We start from the raw sequence: 626 nt of genomic DNA, 5'->3' as shown, positions 1-626 counted from the left end.
TCACCTACTCTTCCTCAACGCCCAGTGACGGTTTAAATCTTTTATCCTTTGCCTGCGGTACCACGATCTCATAAAAATAAAATCCTAAATATCCAAGTGCCTGCTTCTTCATTTTATAAAAAGAAGTCCTGCCTATTCCTAACTCCTGCTGTACTTCCACATCTGTCTTATTATAATGACTGCAAAAACAGGAATGAAGGATTTCACTGAGCATCACACCATTCGGTGCATAGAACTTCACCAGTGTCATTCCACGATAGATCATATCAGACAAGCCATAAATGATCATCAGGTTATTCATTTCCCGGTGCATCTTTGGCACATTCAGCTGATTGTTATAAATGCTCAGATAACTCAATGCATATGCCATATCTTCATTGATTTTCTCCTGGCACTCCATATCCAGTTCTTCCAATACAACCTGGTTTTCTAAAATCAGTTTCTGGTAGCTTCTCATCAGTTCTTTAATATCAGTATAATGTCTTTCGATTGTAACTTCCAGATAATCCTGTGCATGACTTGCCATCTGGAAGGTAATTTCTTTCATTGATTTAATTGCATAATCTCTGTCTGTCATCAGTTTCAAAATCTCCTTATCATCATCACACTAACTGGCGGTCTTTCAG

General features: G+C 38.2%; 1 protein-coding gene. It reads right to left on the bottom strand.

Annotated elements, in window-relative coordinates; all coding sequences use genetic code 11:
• Window positions 1–4: 4 nt before the first annotated feature.
• Window positions 5–577, bottom strand: a complete 573-nt coding sequence (locus LJE11_RS19225) for a hypothetical protein (protein WP_008708199.1) — start codon at window positions 575–577, stop codon at window positions 5–7.
• Window positions 578–626: the final 49 nt, after the last annotated feature.

The sequence above is a fragment of the Blautia sp. DFI.1.216 genome (genome assembly GCF_020594215.1).
In the GTDB taxonomy this organism is placed as follows: Bacteria; Bacillota; Clostridia; order Lachnospirales; family Lachnospiraceae; genus Blautia_A; species Blautia_A wexlerae.
The sequence above is the reverse complement of the archived record's forward strand: the minus strand, read 5'-3'. Positions and strand labels throughout refer to the sequence as shown.